The organism is Acinetobacter sp. S-1 (assembly GCF_059579785.1).
Map to the genome: position 1 here is coordinate 738,828 of NZ_CM184207.1, position 18,213 is coordinate 757,040.

Here is an 18,213-nt window from a genome sequence, read left to right on the forward strand (position 1 = left end):
CCATGGGGATGCGTGATGAGATTCAAAAAGAACTTGGCGCTGCCTTTGATGCTGAAGATGAACTGGCGGATGCAGTCGATTTCTTTACCTGTACTCGAAAGATATTAACTGGATCTAATCCCGCTACTGGTGAGGATACATACACCGAATATGTATATGGTGGTCGTGGCGTCCTCTTTGGGAGTTGGGCTAAAGATTTGGTGAAGCCTATAGATTACCGCGCAACAGACTCTAAAGCAGTGCTATTGCAAAATGAAGTGAAGGACGCAGCAGGCACTTTAGTTGATCCAGATGTTAATGATATTTGGGTGATTGAAGGTGGGAATTATCGCGTTGTTAGCTATGGTCAGGACCCCTCATCAAGTGTGTGGATCTGTCAGTTAAGAAAGGTATAACACCATGGGCTGGACAAGCAAACCGAGTGCCTTCACTAAAACAATTGAAGCCGATCTAACCAAAAAGCAAAAAGATATTGTGATTGATGCATTAGGTGGAGTTGTATTAGCCAGTCCTGTAGACACAGGAGCTTATAGGGCATCACACAGGGTTAGCATTGATCAAACTGACCAATCATTTAATGAAGCTGAGAAAGACAAAGGTGGTGGCTCAACCATTAGCAAAGGTACAAGCGCTTTATCTCGTCTAGTGCCTTACTCAACTGTCTATATTCAAACAAATGCACCTTATGCAACCAAAATTGAATATGGCGATTTTACTGATAAACCAGAAACCCCCAAGACAGCAGGCGGCTATTCAAGACAAGCACCTCAAGGTGTCTATGGCCTCACTTTTAACTACATTGTTCAGAAATATGGTGGATAACAATGGCAATGACTTTAGATCAAGCACGACAAGCCATTATCACCAGAGCAATGGCATTCACTGGAATTGAGCAGACTAGAATTAAATATCCCAATAAAGACTTTACTGTACCAGTTGATGGGCTGTGGTGTGATATTAATGTGCTATGGGGCGGTTCAATCATTGCAGCAATTGGTGATACCCCATGCACAAGACGTACAGGCATTATCTCCATCAACTGCATGGCTCGTCTGAACACGCATGAAGTCGCAATAACAAAGCTTGCAGATGCTTGGTTAGCTCACTTTGAATACTTTAAGAGCGGCCAGTTAGAATGCCTGCAAGGTCAAGTGCAGAACCTCGGCAGTAACGGGGATTTCATTCAGTACAACATTTCAATAAATTATCGCGTCAATTAACGAATTTAACTTTTAAACGAACCTGTCCTTAGCGGCAGGTTTTTTTATGCCTGAAATTCAGGCGAACACTGGCTAGGTTGATCCCCGAAAAGCACACTTTTCATGTTCAGTGTGCCTGCCAGTTCTTTTCTTTGAACATGAGCTAGTAAGAGGAACTCTTATGAACATGATGACAACATTGAATTTACGAGCATTGGTTACCAATAATAACGGTGAGCCAAGAACAACAAGTTATGCAGTTGCTCAAGCATTTGGAAAGAGGCATTCAGACGTTCTCCGCTCCATTAAAAATATGAAGTGCTCCACTAAATTTCGTGAGCGCAATTTTGCGTTTACCTTAGAAAACAAGAAGATAGGAAACACAAAGCGACAAACAGGGTTTTACCAGATGACTGAGCGAGGCTTCATGTTCCTTGTGATGGGATTCAATGGTGAAAAAGCAGATGCCATTAAAGAGCAATTTATTGATGCATTTGAGTGGATGGCTAATCAACTCAGTCAAGTTTTCCAATCAAAATGGGCTAGATATAACTCTCTAACGAATTATCACCAAGGCAGAAAAGCACAAATCAGTGGATGTGCGAGCGCAATGGGCCAGTGGCGATGGGAAAAAGAACCGCTAGAGAATGAAATTAAGGAATTGGAATATCAGCTTCAGCCACAGCTTGATTTAAATGGTGGATTAGCATGAAAACTACCGAAGAGTATGCATATCAGTTCAGCCTTGAACTACTCAAGAATTGCGAGACCTATAAAGAAAAAGAAGCAGCCATTGAAGAAGCTTGGAACTTAGCGCTGAAGTTTACAACCTTCGGCACTCTTATTCAGGAATACAATCAGCATTCTGGCTTCATTGATCCTTTGCCAAACGCCTGCATACCTTAACCAAAATACCCAAATCCAACGCCCTCAATTCGAGGGCTTTTTAATGCCCGAAAATTAAGGAGAACTTAGATGAGTTCTGGTGCACGTCAGCTAACACAAATAGCTAAAGAAACAACAATTGGGGTTACACCAAGCCCATTTGATCGTCAAACATTTGAATTCACCGAAAATGGATTGGATGCAACCGTAAGTAAAGAAAATTCAAACTCTATTACTAGTGGACGTCTTGCTCGATCATCAATGATTACTGGCGCTGAATATGCTGGTGATTTAACTTGTGAAGCTAAATACAGTTCATTAATTCAAGACTTAATGGCCGCAGCCGCTTTCAATAATTGGGACAACAATGTTCTGACCTTTGGCGGAAATGTGCGTCAAACATTTAGTGTGCTTCGCGGCTTCACTGATGTGAATGACTACCACATTTTTAAAGGTGCACATGTAAACACCTTTGGTATTGATATCCCAGAGCAAGGCTTAATCACCATGACTTTCGGGTTAATGGCTTTAGGTCGTTTAGGTGCAACTACTCCTCCATTGGGCACAGTAACACCTGCCGATGACAATCCTAAAATGTCCAACATTTCAGTTGGAGACATTTTGATTGATGGTGTTTCTCAAGCTGGCATCTCATGTATTTCAGCATTCACTTTCAATTGGGATAACTCAATGCAGATCCAACGCTGTTTAGGCAGTGGTATTGATCCTAAGAAGATTCTTGAAATGATTGCAGCAGGAACAGGCTCATTTACGGCAGCTTGGTCTCAAAACACTTCTGAGATGTATGCTAAGCAATTCACGAATGCCAATATCTCTTTACGAGTGCCAATTACAGACAGCGAAGGTAATGAATATGAACTATTTATTCCTAAAGTTGAAATCACTGCAAGCCTTCCATCTGGTGGTACAGGCGACATCTTAAATACTTCTTTTGACTACACTGTAGTTGATGAAGCTCCAACAATTACCCGTACACCAGCAACGCCTTAATACTGATTTGGCAGCTTAATTGCTGCCTTCGTTTTTGGAGATATAACATGGCTCTTGAAGTCAATATTCAAAGAAATAAAGACGTCAGTTTGTGGCGCGAATATAAAGATGAAGAAGGTAATGTACTTGCTGAGTTCAAGATTCGTGGCATTGGTTATAAGCCTTATCAAGTAGCTTTAGAACGTGCTAATAACCAAATCACAGCTAAAGGATTTGATGTTGCTAAGGCTTCACCCGATGACAAACTCTTTCATGAGTTACTACTGGAAGCAGTTGCATGCCATTTAATTGAAGACTGGAAAGGCGTGGTTTTTGTCGAAGAAGGTCCTAATGGCGAACAGTTAAAGTCCGAACCTACATACAATGCAGAGAACGCTACGAAATTGCTTAACATGGGCGATTTAGGAGTTTCTCTCTGGTCCTTTATTCGAACTGAATCAGAAAAGATTCAATCAGAAGCTAATCAATATCGAGATGATGTTGTGGGAAAGTCGTCAGCCTCTACGAGTGGGCAAAGTTCGGTTCAGAAGAAGAAGCGAGCGACTACAGCAAAAAGCAAAGCGCAGTCGCAAAAGCTTTAAATCTCAACAACACTAAGGTTTTAACTAAGCCTGACTATTCTTATGTAGCTAATTCCATTCTGTCTGCATATAACACCATTGCACGATCTAGACGCTATGAACAAGGTGTTCCTCTGGCGCTAGATATCTCAGCAGTGAATGCTTATGTGGAGCAATATGATCTACCTGTAGAACGCTACATCTTTAATGACTGTATCTTTACGCTTGACGATATGTTCTTGGATGAGGCGCATAAGAAGGCGACGCAACGAGTGACGAAGACTTAAATGCTGACGTGCGATACTTAACTGTGAACAAGCGACGTGATATAGCGCACTTGATGTTACATAATACGCCTATTCTCTTGACATTCCCGTAAAGATTCCTTATTGACAGAAATGTCATTAGTGCGTACCCTTGTTCCTATAGAGACCCTGTTATCAAATGATAAGAGGGTTTTTCTGTCATAAAAATTGTATGTTTTATGACACCCATTAAATATAAGGGCGATAAAAAATGAACAAAGGTATGAAGTACTTTACAGAAGGTCTGCTAGCAGCTTTTGTATTAGCACCTCGTGTCCCAGTACATGCTGTTGAGCCTGCAAAAATGGAAGATCCGCGACCAATTGGTAATGCAGCAAAACATTGGGAAGCAGTCGGTAAAAACATGACAAAAGCTACCAACAGAATCGCATGTGACTTGCGCAGTAAACAACCTGAACTTAACTCATTATAAATACCTAATTAATGTCTCAACATCGTCGAACTAAACGTGGCATCGCAACAAAAAATGGCAATGATGTATCAGTTGCTGTGGAAGAGGCGGAAAGCTACTCACCATACCCGCCTCCTGATTTGGTTAAGGCATTTGAAGAAATCCAACCTGGTCTAGCTAGTCGTTTAATGCAGATTGTTGAGAATGAACAGACTATGAGTCATGAAGTGGCTCGCCATCAAATGGCAGAAAATAAGCGCATCAACACTGCAAACATTGAGAATCAAAAACATAACTCTCAATTATTCCTTCTTGGTTTAATATTTGGAGTGTTGATAGGAATAGGGATTCTATGTGTAGCAGTATATGCGCTATATGCTGGTTATCCTTGGGTTGCAACGGCTGCTTTCTCAACCTTAGCAGCTATTTTAGTAATCCTAGTGCTTCGCAAAGTGCCTGCTTCTAATGGTGAGCAGACATCTAAGCCGTCTACTCAAAAATAGTAAGCAACACCCAAACAACCGCTATCTCTAGCGGTTTTTTATTGCGCCTTTATTAACCACTTGTTAAATTACCCCTAAACATAGGGGTATTTCATGAAAAAGATAATTTTATTAGGTTTTGTGGCTTTACTAGGTGGCTGCAAAGAAGCTAATACTGGGGTTGATAAAAAAGTATTCAATTCAACTTATGATAAGTGTGTTGATTATCTAACCAACTCATTAAAAAGCCCATCCAGCCTAAAGATTGGAGAGGCAAATATCTCTACAGTTATTCCGCCAGCTGAGGATATTACTAATGTATTTGGTGATCTCATTACTAAGGATGGGATAGTTAAGGACAATATTAAGGATGAGAAAGCTAGGTTTCGAGAATTAACAGTTGATATTGATTATGAGGCCCATAACTCATATGGAGCGTCAATAAGAGGATATTATCAATGTAGCTTTATTTATCGATTGAATAAAGATGAGGTAAGCCCTGAGCCATTGAATACTTATCTATACAATTTGAAAAGTGATGGTGAAGATATTGGTTTGGCTGCACATATTCCTCTTGCTGAGTTTCAAGGTTCAAACTTTTATTTAAATAAAGCCATTAAAAGAGTTGTTGGTGCAAAAGATAGTCCATTCAATGAAATTGATACCAATCGCTATAAAGAAATTGAAACAATCTATAGAAATCAAAAGCACGAAAGAGAAGCTGAAAAGTTGCGTGAAAGTTGGGATGAATCTATGCCTAGTGCAGAGGTGGCAGCCGCTGCTGCCGCGGCCGATATTGCAGCTGTGGCTGATGAAACTGAAAGATAGTTAAATTTAGTTAACAACCCACTCAATGAGTGGGTTTTTTATTGCCTAGAGGAAAGTAAGATGGCACAAGAATCACGTCTCGTTATTGTAATTGATGCTAAAAATGCAGAGCGTAATGCGCGTAATCTAGGCAATGAATTAGATAGCATTGAGCGCAAGGGAGACTTTGCAACCAAATCAATGGATAGTTTGTCTGTGGCAACGCGCCAACTTGCTGGCTACATGGCTGGATTGGTTACAGTTGGGGCCGCAGTTTCAAAGATGGATACTTACACGGGCATTCAGAACCAACTGAAGCTAGTGACGGATGGGCAAAACCAACTAAATACAGCAATGGATAATACCTTTGAGATTGCACAACGCTCGCGGTCATCATGGGAGTCGACTGCTACTGTCTATCAAAAACTAGCAATGAATGCCAAAGATGTTGGGCTAGCTCAAGAGGATATTGGTCGATTAACAGAAACTATCTCTAAAGGTATTGCATTATCAGGAGCAACAGCAACCCAAGCTGATGCTGCCATTATGCAATTAGGTCAAGCTCTTGGTAGTGGTGCATTGCGAGGGGATGAATTCAACTCAGTAATGGAAAATGGCTATGGATTAATGCAGTTGATAGCAAAAGGGATGAATGTTCCTATTGGCCAACTTAAATCTATGGCAGAAAATGGAGAATTAACCTCTGAGAAGGTCACCAAAGCATTATTAAAAATGTCAGATGAAGCTGACAAACAATTTGGCAAAACTGATTCAACAATTGGTCAATCATTAGGCTTATTAAGCAATAGTTTAACTCAGTTCATTGGAGAGGCTGGTCGAAGCTCAGGTGCTGCGCAAGTACTTTCAGGCTCAATAGAAGGTCTTGCTAACAACTTTGAATTATTGGCAGATGGTGCAGTTGTATTAGGAATTGGAGCAATCACCAAAGCGATAATCTCGAAAACAGTTGCGGTTCAATCGGATCTTATTGCTTCTGCTGCTCAAAAGGTTGCTGATCAAGCACAAAAACAAGATGCACTCGTACTCACTACTTTAAAAGTAAATGAAGCTAAAGCGCACCTTGCAAATGTTCAGGCAACTAATGCTGAGACGCAAGCCAAATTTGGTGCAACTGCTGCAAACGCACGATACAAAATTGCTTCAGATGCAGTAACTCAAGCGGTAATAGCCCAAACTGCGGCACAAAATGCGTTAAACAAAGCAACAAGCGTAGGTTCTAAAATTTTTGGTTTAGTAGGTGGTTGGGCAGGCGTTCTAACTATCGGTGTTACAGCATTAGCTGCTGGCTACATGTATATGCAAGACCGAACAGAAAAGGCCAACCAAAAACTTAAAGAGCAAGCAGAGGTGGCAAATCAAGCAGCAGAAGAGTTACGTAAACTTCATGGTGTGGAAAAACAGTCAGCTATAAATGATATGACAGCTGCGTTAGAAGCCCAGAACAAGGCTTTACGCGATGCAGAATTAGCAGCAGGTGCGGCTTTAATTGATATTCAAAACTTTGCACAAGGAAATGTAGAGGTAACAAAAATATCCAATGAAGCTCGTCTAGGAACAATTAGCTACACAGAAGCACTGAGAAGACTCAATGGCATGAGTATTCCGCCAGACCTCTATAACGCACTTAAAAAACAAGTTGAAGGGTATGATCAGGCATATTTTGCAGGCGTAAAGTTGGTAGATGGCTTAAAAGCTGTAGGTATAGAAGCAAAACTTCAAGGTAATGCAGCACAAAACGCAGCTAATCAGAATAATATCCATGCGAACAGTTTGGATGGTGTTGCAGGTGCTGCAAATAATGCAACTAATGCACTAAGTGACTATCTAAAGAAATTACAGCAAAGTACTTTTAAGACAGAGCTTTCAAACAAACTTATTGGGAATTATGGTTTTGACCCTGAAAGAGCAAAAGCCTTTGCTGAGGCATATGTTCAGAATGGCAATAAGATATCTGCGCAAGATGCAAAAATTATTGATCAGAATCTTGCCGCCAACCGAAAACTCCAAGCAAGTGAGGAGGCAGTCGCCCAAGCTAAACGTAATAGTGCAGCTGCTGCACGTAAGTCTAATTCGGAGTCAAGCAAAGCAAATCGAGAAGCCATAAAAGAGGCGAACGAAGCTAAAAGATTGTTTGAGGAACAAGCTAGATTACGTGATCAATTTGCAGATAGTTACGCTCCTAAATTGACTCAAATTGAAAATGATTTACAGCGCGAGTTAGCTGAAATCCGAAAGGCAAACTTTGGAAATGAAGAGAAAGACTATATTGCAAAGGCTACGGCTCGTGCTGAATTAAACAAAGAATTGTATTTGCGTGAATTAACATATGAGATCAATCAATTTCACTGGAGTGAAGAGCAGAAACTCAAATACTCATATGAAACTAAGCAGATGCAAATCAAGGAAGGAACTGAGTTAACGGATGATTTAAAGCAGATTCGTCTTGATGCACTTAAGCAGGAGTACGATCAAGAAGTTGGGATGATTCAACTCGCTCAAGAGCAACGTCTTTTTCAGGCTAAACAAGCTCTACTGACAGAAACCCAAGCCATGCAGGAACGTTATAGATTGGAGCGAGAAGAAATTGCCAAAACGGCAAAAGATGAGGAGGAAAAACGTAAGCGACTGGCATTATCTAAAGCCAATCAGGATAAAGAGACTCGCGATAAAGTGAATAACGCTGTTCAAAACTGGGGTGGCATTCAGGCGAGTATCACTGGTAATAGTGGTCAATTCGCTTTAGAACAGGAGCGCTTTAGCCGTTATGATGCTTCTCAAAAAGTATTTGATAGTCAGCTTGCTGATATTGAAACTCAGGAACAAGATCCAAATGCAAATATGGTAGCTCTAAATGCACAACGTGAACAAATCATGAAGGAACACTTTGAGCGTTTGAAATTGATTGAATCTACTTATCAAAATGATTCAATGAATCTCCAGTTGGGTTATGGAGCTAATGTTACAGGGGCATTGGCTGGCATGTTTAAAAATATGCTTGGTGAGTCATCAAGTGCATACCGCATTCTTTATGAAAGTCAGCGGGCATTTGCTTTGGCGCAGGCTGGTATGAATATGTGGAAAGCTGCTTCAGATGCTTATGCAAATGAGCCAGGTACTTGGTACCAAAAAGCGGCAGCAGCAGCGATCGCGACAATTAAATCGGGTACATTTGTATCTCTCATCCAAGCTGCAACACCGCAAGGCTTCTCTTCAGGCGGCTACACAGGCGACATGGGCCGAGGTGATGTGGCTGGTGTGGTTCATGGTCAGGAATATGTATTGAATGCGGCAGCTACCAAGCGAGTTGGCGTAGATACATTGAATGCCATTAACTCTGGTGGGAGTTTTGAGAGAACAGTTTCATCTTCTGGACAGCCTGTCACAATCCAAGTCTATGTAACTGATTCAGGTGTTAGTACTAATGGTGCTAATACTCAGGACCAGAAGCAACTTGGGCAAATGATCGGAAATGCAGTTAGAACGATTATCCGTCAAGAGCAACGACAAGGCGGTTTATTATCAAAGTAACCCACTCGAAGGAGTGGGTTTTTTATTGGAGATCTAAAAATGAAATCTCTTAGAAAGCAAAAACGTCGATTTACTTTAAAAGAACACCAAAAATCAGAAATTACTTTAGGTGCGCAAATTGGTGAAGCCGTAAAGAAATTAATTCTGAATGATAAACGACAAGGAGGCTTACTTTCTAAATGAGCAACCTTAAATTCACTTTCGAATGCGACTTAGACGGAAATAGTAATACTCAGCGCTTTAATACGTTATCAAGCAAATTTGGCGATGGTTATGAACAGAATACTTCAATTGGTATTAATAACCGATCTGGTGAATGGACTTATCAAAGAACGGCTTACAAAGCCGAAATTATGCAAATCAAAGCATTCTTTGATGATCACAAAGGTGCTGACTCGTTCCTTTGGGATTCACCTTTAGATGGTGAGGTACGAGTTAAAACAGGCGAATATCAACCCCGTTGTTTAGGCGGTGATATTTGGCAAATCTCAACGACTTTCACCCAAGTTTTTTACCCTTAATTTAAACCCCTTTAAAGCCCCTTTTTAGGGGCTTTTTTATGCGAGTAAGAAAATGACGATTCAAACTTTAAATCTAGGTGTTGCCCCAACTGGTGCTGGTGGCGATACATATCGTGCAACTGGCGCAAAAATTAATGAAAATTTTACAAATAACACTCATGCGGCTAGTCGGTATGTAGGTACAGCAGCAGGTAATTTGCTTGAGGTTGGGTCCTTCGGTGTAGGGGGAGAGGCTAATTTTTACAATGGTAACGCCAGCAATTTTTTTGATACTCATAAAGATAAATCTGGACTTTTCTTTAGCAACATTCAAAACATTAATATTAACGGGAAAATACTGCCAAATTATTTTCCTTATATTGTTTCTTCAAAAGTTGGTGCTGGCTTTTTTACTATTGGGGCCTCTGTCACAGATAATCGGGTATGTGTAGTTAGGGGGTTAAATACACAAGCTTACCCTTTGCAAGTTGTTGATTTATGGCATACAGGCATTACCACGATTGATAGTAATGGCTTTATAAAAGCAGCGTCTCCAATTGTTAAATTATTTGCAGAAAAAATTGAACTTAATGATGAGGCCGCTGAACAGCCTATTACTTTTGAAAAAAAGGATGTTGGCCATTACTTAATTAAAGGCAGCTCCGGGTTTTCGAAAGACGGTTGGTGGATTGAAATTCCAAATGATACGCACGGCAACAAGATCTGCGCTGTTGAATACCAAACGCTAGAAAATGGTGATCTTGAAATTAAAACTTTCAAGAAAAAAATGAATGAAGAAGGTGATATCGTTGCTAATCATGATGCACCAATTGATATTCCAAGTAATGTAAATGGTCAGCCTCGTTGGATTGATATTCGTTTAAATGAAATCAAAAAGCCAAAAGTAATCACGACACTACGTACTGAAAAACAACCACGTATGGTGCAGCAAATTAAATATGCGCCACAACTGACTTACATCACTAAATATGAAGACTTATTTGATGATGAAGGAAAAGCAGTCATTGTAGATGGCAAGAACTATCAGAAACCTGTAACTCATATTCAAACAGATCAATACGGAACACCTATTCTAACGAATCAACCAGTGATGAATGAAAAGGGTGAACCATTGCTTGAATGGGTGCAGGTAATCGATGGCGAAGGTAAACCAGTTTTTGATGATGTGCCGGTTCTTGATAAAGATGGAAATCAGATTTATGACGAGGTAACCCATGAGTCTGAATAGTGATTTTCAGAAGCTATATGTTGATGGATTAATCCATTTGTATGAACTAGATGCCAGCTCACTTGGTGCTGGCATTTTGCGCTTCCACGGGCATATAGCTTTTCAAGACTGGCAAAAAATCTATTCATCGATCGGATCTGAAGGATTAATCGGTGCTGATTCTGGAAGCATCGGCAAGATTTTTGATGCTGGTGATCAAAAAGTATGGAGCCGAAATATTGTCTGGCAGGGTCAAGTTTTTGAACCAATGGCTTTGGAGGTTTCGGGGCTTGAAATGCGTTCAGATGGTAAAGCCTCAGCTCCAACTTTAAGCATGGCGAACAATATTAACGGCATCCAGAATGCAGTATCTGCTTACTGTTTGCAGTTTAAAGACTTTGCTGGCGCAAAACTTAAAGTCATTACCACACTTGCTAAATACATTGATGCTGAAAACTTCACTTCAGGTAACCCAACGGCATCGAATGAATCAAAAGAGCAAATTTGGTACATCGAGCAAAAGACATCTGAAAACGCCCAACAGGTAACTTTTGAGCTCTCTAATCCAATCGATTTTGAAGGTTTGAAAATCCCAGTTCGACAAATTACTTCACTTTGTCATTGGTGCATGGTTGGCAAGTATCGCGGTGAGGAATGTGGTTACACAGGTGTAGCAATGTTCACTGACAAAGATGAGCCAACTGATAATCCGGCACTTGATCGATGCGGTGGACGTTTACGTTCTTGCCGCTTGCGATTTGGTGAAAATAAGCCGTTACCGTTTGGTGGGTTCCCAGCTTCAAGCTTATTGTGAGGTTTTATGAAGCTTACAGCAAAAATCAAAAACACAATCATGGCGCATGCTGAAAAATGTTATCCGGAAGAATGCTGTGGGTTAATTGTTGGTGGTAAATATTTACCATGTACTAATATTGCCCCAACAATTTATGATCAAAATGGCATTATTAAACAGGATAAAACAACTAATTTTGAAATTGATCCTGAAGATCTGGTGTCTGCAGAAAATCAGGGTGAAATTCAAGCTTATGTTCATTCGCATCCAGATGGCACGTCCCGTGCTACTGATTTAGATCGTATCCAAATTGAACTACATAAAAAGCCATGGGTCATTTGCTCCTATCCGGATATGGATATTCAAGTTTATGAACCTTGTGGTTATCGCGCCCCCTTAGTGGGGCGTAATTATATTCATTATTATCAGGACTGTTACGCATTAGTTCGTGACTTTTATGACCGTGAGCTAGGTATTCATTTACCAGACTTTGAACGAAAAGATGGGTGGTGGGAAGACAAAGATCATCCGTCAATTTTGATTGATAACTTTCCGAAAGCTGGTTTCTATGAAGTGGACACTCCGCAATATGGAGATATGTTGATTTGTCGAGTACCACGAACAGAACACCCAAATCATTGCATCATTTGGCTTGGTGATAATGCAATGCTGAAGTCCGAAGAAACTGAACCTTGTATTGGCAATACATTAATCTTGCATCAGCTTCACGGCCGTAAATCTATACGTGAAATCTATGGGCCGCAATGGTCAACCAGAACGGTAAAAATCTTGAGGCATAGAGATGTTAAAAACAATTAAGTTGTACGGCATTCTAGGGCAAAAATTTGGCCGCGAATTTAAGCTCGATGTCGAAAATACACGTGAAGCAATGCGTGCATTATCTGTTCAGATCGCTGGCTTTGAGCATTTTATGTTGCATGCACATGAGAAGGGTCTACGCTTTGCCGTATTTTTAAAATCAAAGAACTCAAGTAATAAGCGAGGCAAGAAACGCCCAGCAATTTACGATCATGAAACTAAGCGCCTAATCACTGGTGACAATATCGGTGAAGAACAGCTTGATATGAATACTGAAGCTGAGGTTATTCATATTGTTCCACGTGTAGTTGGTGCAGGCGGTAATGGAATATTACAGACTGTATTGGGTGCTGTGATGGTCGTGGTGGGGGTTTTAGTAACTGTAGGCACATTGGGCGGTGGAGCACCACTCGGTGCTGCATTGATTGGCTCAGGTATTGGAATGATGCTTGGTGGTGTCGCGCAGATGCTCATGCCAAAAATTGATAATACTCAAGACCAAAACCAAGATGGCAACCGTGCCAACAAAGGCTTTGGCGGTGCAGTAACTACAGTTGCACAAGGTAATCCTGTTCCAATTCTTTATGGTCAACGGGAAATCGGCGGCTTCATTGTGAGCGCAGGTCAATATCCTGAAGATCAGATGTAAATTTTACTTAACAGGCGCTTTCTAGCGCCTTTTTTATTGCGTGAGATTTCTTATGAATGCAGTAGTAGGCGCAAAAAAAGGCAGCAATAAACAACGGCAACCTGTCATTTCACCAGATTCTGCTCAATCGAAAACCTTTATCAAGGTTCTATATGGTTTAGCTGAAGGAGAAATTGAGGGGCTAGCAAATGGGCTTCAGTCAATTTATTTAGAAGAAACTCCACTTCAGAATGCAGATGGAAGCCTTAACTTTGAAAATGTAAAAGTTGATTTTAGAAATGGTACTAATGATCAGGAATACATTGAGGGTTTTCCTGCAGTAGAAAGTGAAACTGCCATCGATGTGGAGTTAAAGTCTGAAACGCCATGGGTTCGAGCTTTTAGTAATCTTGACCTTGATGCTGTTCGTTTGCGCTTAAAGTGGGGTCCTTTGCGTACTCAGAATGCTACAAATGGTGATGTATCAGGCGTAACGATCGAATACGCAATCGATTTACAGACTGATGGAGGTGTCTGGACTGAAGTACTAAAAACCAAGATTTCAGATAAGACTTCTGCAAATTACGAGCGAGCACACCGCATTGATTTGCCTCGAGCTGATTCTGGTTGGCTTGTACGTGTACGCCGTCTGACGCCGAACTCATCTTCTGAATATATCAGCGACAAGATGTATATTGCAGCTGTTACAGAAGTGATCGATGCGAAATTACGTTACCCAAACACAGCATTATTGGGCCTTCAATACGATGCTGAGACTTTTGGAAACGTTGCTAAAGTTGCAATGGATGCGAAGGGGAGAATCCTAAAAGTCCCTACAAATTATAATCCGGTTACACGACAGTATGTTGGAATGTGGGATGGCACGTTTAAAGAGGCTTATTCCAATAACCCGGCATGGATCTATTACGATATATGCACAGTAGACCGTTATGCTTTGGGTGACCGCTTAACCCCGCTAATGGTTGATAAGTGGTCTTTATATCGTTTAGCACAATACTGTGACCAAATGGTGCCGGATGGGTTGGGCGGTCAAGAACCACGCTTTACTTGTAACGTTTATCTTCAGAGTGCCGAAGGTGCCTTTGAAATTTTAACTAAGTTAGCAGGTGTATTCCGTGCCATCACATTTTGGGATGGCAATAGCATTATTTGTGATGCGGATATTCCTCAAGATACTTACTTCACTTATACCCGGGCTAATGTTATTGATGGCAATTTTGAATATGCAGGTACTCGTGCTCGAGACAGGCACAATGTTGTAAAAATTGCATGGGACAACCCAGCCAATCACTATAAGACTGAATATGAATTTGTCCGCGATGAAAAGGCAATTTCTGAAGCAGGCCAAGTTCGTATTTTAGAAATAGAAGCTTGGGGATGTACCTCACGAGGGCAAGCGCAGCGAGCAGGTTGGTGGGCATTAAAGTCTGAACAGTTAGAAACCAGAACTGTTAGTTTTAAAGTTGGTTTGGATGGCCATATTCCGCAGCCGGGAAGAGTTATTGATATTGCAGATCCATTGTTTGCTGGACGGGCAAACGGAGGGCGTGTGTCTAAAATATCAGCAGATCGTAAAAGCATTACGCTAGATCGTGACGACGTTGTGGCAGTTGCTGGTGACCGATTGATTATTAATGGCGAGGATGGCAAAGCTCAAACTCGAATTATTCAATCGATCTCGGGTCGAGTTGTTACTGTTACTCATGAGTTTGATGCTATTGCCACCCAAAACGTATGGGTTATTGATGCCCAAGACTTGGCAACAATGAAGTTTCGAGTGATCTCGATTACTCAAGACGAAAGTCATCAATTTTCAGTGACAGCGCTTCAATATAATCCAGCAAAGTTTGATGCGATCGATAAGGGTGCTTATTTTGATGAGGTTCCGATTTCGGTTGTGAACCCAACAATTCAGGATCCTGTAACAGATGTCGTTGTTACTAGTGAAAGCCGAGTTGATCAGGGCATCAATGTAGCAACAATGATTGTATCCTGGACTCAGGCAAAAGGAGCCGTTAAATATCAGGTCGAGTGGCGTAAAGATGACGGCAGCTGGATCAAGCTTCCAGTTACTGGTAATAACTCAGTCGAAATACCTGGTATTTATGCGGGGCAGTATCAAGCACGTGTTACAGCGATTTCAGCTTTCGAGATTGCTTCTTTACCAGTTTATTCGGTATTGACTGAACTCTCTGGTAAGCAAGGCCTGCCGCCTAAACTGGCTTTTATTCAAGCGACAGGGATTTTGTTCGGTATAAAACTTAACTGGGGCTTTCCTTCAATTGGTGCGCTTGATACGGCTTATACTGAAATTGAAGTATCGCCAGATGGTACAAGTAACATTGCTCAATTGGGCTTATTCGCTTATCCAACAACGACTCATACTCTCCAGGGTTTGCAGCCAAATTTAACTCAATTTTATCGTGGCCGTTTGATTGACCGGATCGGGAATATTGGGCCATGGTCGGATTGGGCTCATGCGACAACTTCTGCAGATGCAACAGATGTTCTTGAGCTCTTGAATGATCAAATCAGTGAAACTCAACTTAGTCAGGATTTAAAAACTAAGATTGATCAAATTGAGATTATCGATATTCAGATTCCTGAGATTAAACAGGATATCAAGAATACGAAAGATCAGATCAATCAGGAAATTATTGATAGACAGGCGGCAGTTAAAGCTACCAAAGACCAGATTGAGCAAGAAGTCATTAATCGCCAGAACGCGATTCAACAGGCTTCAGATGGTTTATCTCAACAAATTATTGATGGTGATGAAAGTGTTCTTGAGGTTGTAAATACTGTTAAACAGTCAAGTGATGAGGGTATTGCAGCTGCTCAAGAAAGTATTCGGGTTGTTGCTAATGACCTTTCGCTTGTTGCTGAAAAAACGGACGGGGTATATGCACAGCTTAACCCTCCGTTAATTGGCTCTGAGTCTGATCTGATCGGTAACGATCAAGGTTTTGCAGGTACATGGTCTGTTCAATCAGCCATGATTGAAGGAGATCTTGCACTAAGCAAACGTATAGATACTACAGTTGTTGAGGTTAATGATTTACGTGCGTACGCCCAGCAAGAAGTTCAAGCTCGAATTGAGGGCGATAAAGTAACAGTTCAAAAGATTGATACTTATATTGCAAGCAATGATGGTGCTTTAGCAACTGTACGCCAATCTGCACAAGTCGCGGTAGATCAGTCTACTGCAAATGCTGAAGCAATTGATTTAATTAATCTCGAGCTTGATGATAAAGCTTCAACAGGCGCACTTGATCAAGTTAAGTCAGACATTAAAGATGTTGATAACAAGATCATTGCTCAGACAACGAGAATTGACGGTGTTTATGCACAGCTTAACCCTCCGTTAATTGGCTCTGAGTCTGATCTGATCGGTAACGATCAAGGTTTTGCAGGTACATGGTCTGTTCAATCAGCCATGATTGAAGGAGATCTTGCACTAAGCAAACGTATAGATACTACAGTTGTTGAGGTTAATGATTTACGTGCGTACGCCCAGCAAGAAGTTCAAGCTCGAATTGAGGGCGATAAAGTAACAGTTCAAAAGATTGATACTTATATTGCAAGCAATGATGGTGCTTTAGCAACTGTACGCCAATCTGCACAAGTCGCGGTAGATCAGTCTTCGGCAAATGCTGAAGCAATTGATTCAATTAATCTTGAGCTTGATGATAAGGCATCAACTGGTGCACTTGAGCAAGTTGAGTCAGACATTAAGAATGTAGATGACAAAGTTATTGCCCAAACTACAAGGATTGATGGAGTTTACGCGCAACTCAACCCACCCTTAATCGGTTCAGAATCCGATCTAATCGGAAATGAAGGGGGTTATGCAGGTGTCTGGTCAGAGCAATCTGCACGTATTGAAGGCGATTTGGCTCAATCTAAACGTACAGATCAAGTGTCTGCACAATTGAATGACAGCAATGCTTTGTTTCAGCAACAAATCAATGCAAATGCTAGTGCTATTTCTTCAACGATAAAAGTAACGGAAACGTTGCAAACTAAAGTCGGTGAGAATAGTGCGTCTATTCAAAATGTCAGTGAAAGTGTGGATGGCATCTATGCTCAGCAGTTTACCAAGTTCGATGTAAATGGCCATGTTTCCGGTCATGGATCATTGAATGATGGTGCTACTTCTACCTTCATTTTTAACTATGACCGCATTCAATTTGGTACTCCAGTGGGCATTGATGGAATAGAGCCAAAACCCCTAATGATATTGCAAAACACGCCTGTGACTTTGCCTAATGGCACAGTTATTCCGCGTGGTTTATATGTTGATAATGCTAGTTTTGGGTATATCAATGCGAATCGAATCTGGGCTGAAAACTTAAGTACTATTAGTGCAGACTTGGGAACAATTAAAGTCAAAACTGCGAATATTGAAGATGGCGCAATTGATACTCTAAAGATCAAGGATGAGGCTGTAACTGTACCGATAGGAGTTAAAGCAATTGATATCAAAACTATCAATAGTTTTTCAGGAGGATCAACTGGTGGGTTGCCTAATAATGATTTTAACAACCATCTATCAGCGTGGGAAAATCATATAGGTACACTTTTACAAGTTACTCTGAATAGAAGTGGTGGAAAAGTTAGACTTGATGCCTCAGTAAATATTTGCACCCCAACCTTCGGGGCATTTAGTGTAAGTGATGGACGAGGTAATTCAATTGCAGCTAACGATAGGGCAATGGCTTCCTTTTATATTTCAATATATAAAAATGGGTCTTTAATTGGCAGGGGCTCTCTGGGCGCGAATATTGAGACTGGTAATATTAACGTTAATTTTAATGGTACAGCGGTTATCGTTTCAGCTATTGATGATAACAGTACTATTGGCAATGTTACCTACACACTTAAAGCAGGATTTGCTCGACAGGAGGGCGTTAATATCCCATTAAATGTGGAATCAAGAAGCAACTTTATGATTACTTCAAGAACATTAAGTGTAATTGAAATGAAGAAATAACAGCACCCAATTGGGTGCTTT

General features: G+C 40.9%; 18 protein-coding genes. All 18 read left to right on the top strand.

Features of this window, described 5'->3' with window-relative positions:
* Positions 1 to 2: 2 nt before the first annotated feature.
* Entirely contained in the window at positions 3 to 395 is a 393-nt protein-coding gene (locus AC52J8_RS03730) for a glutamate 5-kinase (protein ID WP_496538868.1), read from the top strand.
* A gap of 4 nt (positions 396 to 399) precedes the next feature.
* A complete protein-coding gene (locus AC52J8_RS03735; protein WP_496538869.1) occupies positions 400 to 822 on the top strand; it encodes a hypothetical protein in 423 nt (140 codons plus the stop codon).
* Positions 823 to 824: 2 nt separating this feature from the next.
* A complete protein-coding gene (locus AC52J8_RS03740; RefSeq protein ID WP_496538870.1) occupies positions 825 to 1,220 on the top strand; it encodes a hypothetical protein in 396 nt (131 codons plus the stop codon).
* A 160-nt stretch (positions 1,221 to 1,380) separates the two neighbouring features.
* A complete protein-coding gene (locus AC52J8_RS03745) occupies positions 1,381 to 1,911 on the top strand; it encodes a Rha family transcriptional regulator (RefSeq protein WP_203080080.1) in 531 nt (176 codons plus the stop codon).
* Positions 1,908 to 2,105, top strand: a complete 198-nt coding sequence (locus AC52J8_RS03750) for a hypothetical protein (protein WP_119048070.1) — start codon at positions 1,908 to 1,910, stop codon at positions 2,103 to 2,105. The genes AC52J8_RS03745 and AC52J8_RS03750 overlap by 4 nt, the downstream gene beginning before the upstream one ends.
* Before the next feature lie 69 nt (positions 2,106 to 2,174).
* Positions 2,175 to 3,095, top strand: a complete 921-nt coding sequence (locus tag AC52J8_RS03755) for a phage tail tube protein (RefSeq protein WP_496538871.1) — start codon at positions 2,175 to 2,177, stop codon at positions 3,093 to 3,095.
* Between the two features lie 47 nt (positions 3,096 to 3,142).
* Positions 3,143 to 3,676 carry a phage-derived protein YdaY family protein gene (locus AC52J8_RS03760; protein ID WP_496538872.1) on the top strand — a complete coding sequence of 178 codons (534 nt, stop codon included), beginning with the start codon at positions 3,143 to 3,145 and terminating at the stop codon, positions 3,674 to 3,676.
* Positions 3,677 to 4,171: 495 nt separating this feature from the next.
* Complete coding sequence (locus tag AC52J8_RS03765; RefSeq protein WP_001032561.1) at positions 4,172 to 4,393, top strand: hypothetical protein; 222 nt, start codon at positions 4,172 to 4,174, stop codon at positions 4,391 to 4,393.
* Between the two features lie 11 nt (positions 4,394 to 4,404).
* On the top strand, positions 4,405 to 4,875 hold the full coding sequence (locus AC52J8_RS03770; protein ID WP_000077909.1) for a DUF2335 domain-containing protein: 471 nt from the start codon (positions 4,405 to 4,407) through the stop codon (positions 4,873 to 4,875).
* A 93-nt stretch (positions 4,876 to 4,968) separates the two neighbouring features.
* Complete coding sequence (locus AC52J8_RS03775; protein ID WP_496538873.1) at positions 4,969 to 5,682, top strand: hypothetical protein; 714 nt, start codon at positions 4,969 to 4,971, stop codon at positions 5,680 to 5,682.
* A 60-nt stretch (positions 5,683 to 5,742) separates the two neighbouring features.
* Positions 5,743 to 9,210, top strand: a complete 3,468-nt coding sequence (locus AC52J8_RS03780) for a tape measure protein (RefSeq protein ID WP_496538874.1) — start codon at positions 5,743 to 5,745, stop codon at positions 9,208 to 9,210.
* Between the two features lie 39 nt (positions 9,211 to 9,249).
* Positions 9,250 to 9,393 (top strand): hypothetical protein, encoded by a 144-nt coding sequence (locus AC52J8_RS03785; protein ID WP_171250849.1) that lies wholly within the window; start codon positions 9,250 to 9,252, stop codon positions 9,391 to 9,393.
* Positions 9,390 to 9,731: a phage tail protein gene (locus AC52J8_RS03790; protein ID WP_031983783.1), complete on the top strand. Its 342-nt coding sequence runs from the start codon at positions 9,390 to 9,392 to the stop codon at positions 9,729 to 9,731. Before AC52J8_RS03785 ends, AC52J8_RS03790 begins: the two co-directional genes overlap by 4 nt.
* Before the next feature lie 52 nt (positions 9,732 to 9,783).
* Positions 9,784 to 10,959 carry a phage tail fiber protein gene (locus AC52J8_RS03795; RefSeq protein ID WP_496538875.1) on the top strand — a complete coding sequence of 392 codons (1,176 nt, stop codon included), beginning with the start codon at positions 9,784 to 9,786 and terminating at the stop codon, positions 10,957 to 10,959.
* Entirely contained in the window at positions 10,946 to 11,752 is an 807-nt protein-coding gene (locus AC52J8_RS03800; RefSeq protein ID WP_086611408.1) for a phage minor tail protein L, read from the top strand. Before AC52J8_RS03795 ends, AC52J8_RS03800 begins: the two co-directional genes overlap by 14 nt.
* Positions 11,753 to 11,758: 6 nt before the next feature.
* Positions 11,759 to 12,550: a C40 family peptidase gene (locus AC52J8_RS03805; RefSeq protein ID WP_496538876.1), complete on the top strand. Its 792-nt coding sequence runs from the start codon at positions 11,759 to 11,761 to the stop codon at positions 12,548 to 12,550.
* A complete protein-coding gene (locus tag AC52J8_RS03810; RefSeq protein ID WP_304594544.1) occupies positions 12,534 to 13,199 on the top strand; it encodes a tail assembly protein in 666 nt (221 codons plus the stop codon). The genes AC52J8_RS03805 and AC52J8_RS03810 overlap by 17 nt, the downstream gene beginning before the upstream one ends.
* Before the next feature lie 52 nt (positions 13,200 to 13,251).
* Positions 13,252 to 18,192: a TipJ family phage tail tip protein gene (locus AC52J8_RS03815; protein WP_496538877.1), complete on the top strand. Its 4,941-nt coding sequence runs from the start codon at positions 13,252 to 13,254 to the stop codon at positions 18,190 to 18,192.
* Positions 18,193 to 18,213 lie beyond the last annotated feature (21 nt).